Below are 3,675 nucleotides of genomic sequence, written 5' to 3'. Positions count from 1 at the left end.
CTTGTCCAGCTTCTTGCGGCCGATGCGCTCCAGCTCCGCGCTGATGAAGGCGAAGTCGAACGGCGCGTTATGCGCGACGAGCGGTGAGTCGCCGAAGAATTCCAGCATCTGGTCGGCAACTTCCGCGAATTTCGGCTTGCCACGCATGCGGAATTTATCGCCAAGCTGAAGGAGCCGGTCTGGCTCAAGGAGTAGCCGGTATCGCGTTTGCTCCGGCTTTTTAAAATACTAGGAAATGCGGTGAAATTCCCTTAGCCTTTGCGTTGCGGCCAGCTGGCTTGCCTGCGCCGCGTCCGCGCAGCGCGGCATAACAAAAAGGGAAAACGCCATGGCCAACCATGTTTACAAGAAGATCGAGATTGTCGGTTCGTCGTCCGTCAGTGTGGATGACGCCATCAGCACCGCCGTCGCGCGCTCAAGCAAAAGCATCCGGAATCTTCGCTGGTTCGAGGTAACGAATGTCCGGGGCGAGATCGAGAACGGCAAGGTGGCCCATTTTCAGGTCACGATGAAGCTGGGCTTCACCCTGGAGAGCTGATACGGGACAAAATCGCGGCCTGCCCCGGCTGGACCAGGCCGCGCGTAACCGTTTACAGCACTTTCTGGCGGTGCACCGGGCGGACCCATTCGCGGACATGCGGCCAGAGGTCATGATCGGCGATCTTGGCGAGGTCCTTCTCCACCGTGCCCACGACCTTGGCGGCGGCCTGCTTGTTCAGGCGCTCGCGGATGATGTTCAGCGTGTGCGCCGGGGCCACCAGCACCAACTCGTCATAGCTGGCGGTGTTCTGGCTGAGCTGCTCGGCAACCCAGACGGCGAACTTGTCCTTGTCCTGCGCGTGGGTGTGGTCGGCGGAACCCACGTGGCCTTCCTCCGGGATCACCCGGCTCGAAGAGTGCAGCGTGTTGTCCTCCTCTGCCGGCCGTACGAAACGGGCGTGCTCCCCGTTGGCAATGGCGAACAGAACCTTGAGGTGAATCGGCATGTGAACAGGCTTCCTTTACGTTTTCATTAACTGAAGGAAACTCTGCACCCGGCCGGGCAGCGGCTCATTGATCCTCGTCAAGCGCCGTGCAGCACTTCAGCGATGCCGTCCAGCGCCAGGAAGCCCATGGCGTTGCGCGTTTCCACCGTGGCCGAGCCGATGTGAGGCAGCAGCACGGTGTTTTCCAAGGCGAGGTAGCCTGGGTGCAGCGCGGGCTCGTTATTGAAGACGTCCAGGCCCGCCGCGGCAACATGCCCGCTTTGCAGTGCCGCGATCAGCGCATCGTCATCCACAGTGCTGCCGCGCCCGGTATTCACCACGATGGCGCCGGGCTTGAGCAGCCCGATGCGCGCCGCGTTCAGCCAATGCCGCGTTTCCGCCCCGCCGGGGGCGTTGATGGAGAGGAAGTCGATGGCGCCGAGGAAACTTTCGTCATCCGCATGGTACACCGCCCCCGCTTCCAGTTCCGGCGGCAGGCGGTTGCGGTTACGGTAATGGATTTCCATGTCCAGCCCGCGCGCCATGCTGGCCAGCGCCCGGCCGATGCGCCCCATGCCGAAAATGCCCAGAACCTTGCCCGAGACGTTGCGGCCCAGATGGAAGGTGGGGACGAGGCCGGTCCATTTTCCCGCGCGCAGGAGGCGCTCACCCTCGCCGGCACGGCGCGCGGCCATCAGCATGAGCATCAGGGCGAGTTCGGCGGTGGCGGTGGTCAGCACGTCCGGGGTGCTGCGGATCTCGATGCCCCGCGCGGCGGCGGCTTCGAGATCGATATGCTCCACCCCGACGGAAAACGTGGCGATGACGCGCACGTTGGCGGGCAATGCCGTGATCAGCGCCGCGTCGAACCTGTCGGCGGGGGTGCAGAGAATGGCGTTCACGCCAGAAAGATTGTCCAGCACCGCCTTGGGGGTGAAGGGGCCCTGCAGGCGCAACTCGCGCACATCGTGCTCGCGCCGGGCACGGGCCATCACTTCAGGGGGAAGGTCTCGGGTGATTAGCAGCATGACCAAGACATCCCGCAAAACGGACGGGCCGGGAAGTCCCCGGCCCGTCCGATCGAGATATTCGTGAAACTCGCTCTGGTGAGTCAGTCAGCGTGGTGATTTAAGCACCGGAGCGCAGAAGAGCCGCGCTGAATGGCCGCCAGAGTAGAGTTTCAAACGACCCGGAAGTTCTTGAACTGCCAGGGGTCGGCGGCGTCCACATCCTCGGCGAACAGCTCGCCGCGCTTCACCAGCGGCGTCCAGTCCGAATACGCGCCGGCCATGGTGCCGAGATACGGGGTGGTGATCTCCAGCACGCGGGCATGGTCGATGCCATCGGCCTCGACGACGCCGCGGCGCGGGTTCTCCATCGCCCAGATCACCCCGGCCAGCACAGCCGCCGTCACCTGCAGGGAGGTGGCGTTGTTGTACGGGCAGAGTGCGCGGGCCTGCTCGATGGAGAGCTGCGAGCCGTACCAGTACGCGCCCTTGGCATGGCCCATCAGTAGAACGCCCAGTTCGTCGATACCGCTGACGATCTCATCTTCCATCAGCCGCTGGCGCTCCTGCATCTCCCAGTTCTTGCCGGCGAGTTCGTGCACGGAGAGCACGGCGTCGTCGCACGGGTGATAGGCGTAATGCACGGTCGGGCGGTACGCCGCAGCGCCATTCTCGATCAGGGTGAAATAATCGGCGATCGAGATGGCCTCGTTATGCGTGATCAGGAAGCCGTGGAACGGGCCTTCGTTCGGCGTCCAGGTGCGCACGCGGGTGGAGGCGCCGGGGCGGTTGAGGTAGATCGCAGCACCAGAGCCGAATTCATGCGTTGCGCCGTCCGGCGGCAATGCTTTCTCATGCGTGCCCCAGCCGAGCTCGGCGGGCTGGCAGCCCTCGCCGACGAAGCCGTCGATCGACCAGGTGTTGACGAACTCGCCCACCGCCTTGGGGCGATTGGCCACCTGGGTGTCGCGCTCGGCGATGTGGATCACCTTCACGCCGAGCGTCTGGGCGAGCTTGGCCCAGCCCGCCCGGTCAGCCGGCATGTCGGTGTCCAGGCCGGTAACGGCGGCGAGGTTGAGCAGCGCCTGCTTGACGAAATGAGAGACCAGTCCGGGATTCGCGCCGTGCGCGACCACGGCGGTCGGCGCGGTGTCGTCCGTCTGCAGGGCCAGCGCGCTCTCGCGCAGCGCGTAGTTGGAGCGCTGCGAGGGCGAGAGCGAGAGGTCGGTATAGCCGCCGGCCCAGGGCTCGACACAGGTGTCCAGATACAGCACGCCAAGCTCGCGGCAGAGCTGGATCAGCGCCACCGAGGAGACTTCCACCGAGAGGTTGAGCAGGAAGTCACCCTTGCCCAGGCGGGCGGTGAGCACCTCGCGGTAGTTCTCCTGCGTCAGGGGCAGGATCTCCTCACGCACGCCGAGCTTGGCGGCAACCTTGTTGCCGCGCTCATCGGCGGTGAGGATGGAGATGTTCTCCTTCGGCATGTCGATATGGCGCAGCAGCAAGGGCAGCACGCCCTGGCCGATGCTGCCGAAGCCGACGATCAGCAAGCGGCCGGAAAAACGCACGTGCTTGGTCGCGATGTCTTGTGGCATCGTCGTAAAACTCCTGGGTAAAAGGTAGAGACAGTTTTAGGCGACGGCGTCGGCAGGTTCGTAGCCGGCTGTCTCCAGCATAGCCCGGTCGGAGACTTCCACCAATGC

The 3,675-nt window shown here is 64.4% G+C and carries 4 protein-coding genes and 1 pseudogene; 1 reads left to right on the top strand and 4 read right to left on the bottom strand.

All coding sequences use genetic code 11. The annotated features are described in order from the left end of the window. Window positions 1-141 (bottom strand): annotated as a pseudogene (locus tag ACLPJJ_RS00825) (exonuclease domain-containing protein); the annotation flags it as partial. A gap of 187 nt (window positions 142-328) precedes the next feature. On the opposite strand from ACLPJJ_RS00825, the gene ACLPJJ_RS00820 reads away from it, so the two are divergent. After that, window positions 329-538 carry a dodecin gene (locus ACLPJJ_RS00820; protein ID WP_443588780.1) on the top strand — a complete coding sequence of 70 codons (210 nt, stop codon included), beginning with the start codon at window positions 329-331 and terminating at the stop codon, window positions 536-538. A 52-nt stretch (window positions 539-590) separates the two neighbouring features. Here the strand turns inward: ACLPJJ_RS00820 and ACLPJJ_RS00815 are convergent, their stop codons facing one another. The 3 genes from ACLPJJ_RS00815 to ACLPJJ_RS00805 all read right to left on the bottom strand — a co-directional run bounded on the left by ACLPJJ_RS00815 (window position 591) and on the right by ACLPJJ_RS00805 (window position 3,567). After that, window positions 591-986 carry a baeRF12 domain-containing protein gene (locus ACLPJJ_RS00815; RefSeq protein WP_443588778.1) on the bottom strand — a complete coding sequence of 132 codons (396 nt, stop codon included), beginning with the start codon at window positions 984-986 and terminating at the stop codon, window positions 591-593. A gap of 77 nt (window positions 987-1,063) precedes the next feature. Continuing rightward, on the bottom strand, window positions 1,064-1,993 hold the full coding sequence (locus tag ACLPJJ_RS00810; RefSeq protein WP_443588776.1) for a 2-hydroxyacid dehydrogenase: 930 nt from the start codon (window positions 1,991-1,993) through the stop codon (window positions 1,064-1,066). A 152-nt stretch (window positions 1,994-2,145) separates the two neighbouring features. Beyond that, entirely contained in the window at window positions 2,146-3,567 is a 1,422-nt protein-coding gene (locus ACLPJJ_RS00805) for a homospermidine synthase (RefSeq protein ID WP_443588775.1), read from the bottom strand. Window positions 3,568-3,675 lie beyond the last annotated feature (108 nt).

Origin of the sequence: Acidocella sp. (assembly GCF_052326845.1) — a bacterium.
In the GTDB taxonomy this organism is placed as follows: Bacteria; Pseudomonadota; Alphaproteobacteria; order Acetobacterales; family Acetobacteraceae; genus Acidocella.
Note: the sequence above shows the minus strand (reverse complement) of the source record. Positions and strands in the feature narration are given on the sequence as shown.

Bases quoted from the DNA above. Each gene is read 5' to 3' on its own strand.
- ACLPJJ_RS00820 (WP_443588780.1), top strand. From the start codon at position 329: ATGGCCAACCATGTTTACAAGAAGATCGAGATTGTCGGTTCGTCGTCC.
- ACLPJJ_RS00815 (WP_443588778.1), bottom strand. From the start codon at position 986: ATGCCGATTCACCTCAAGGTTCTGTTCGCCATTGCCAACGGGGAGCAC.
- ACLPJJ_RS00810 (WP_443588776.1), bottom strand. From the start codon at position 1,993: ATGCTGCTAATCACCCGAGACCTTCCCCCTGAAGTGATGGCCCGTGCC.
- ACLPJJ_RS00805 (WP_443588775.1), bottom strand. From the start codon at position 3,567: ATGCCACAAGACATCGCGACCAAGCACGTGCGTTTTTCCGGCCGCTTG.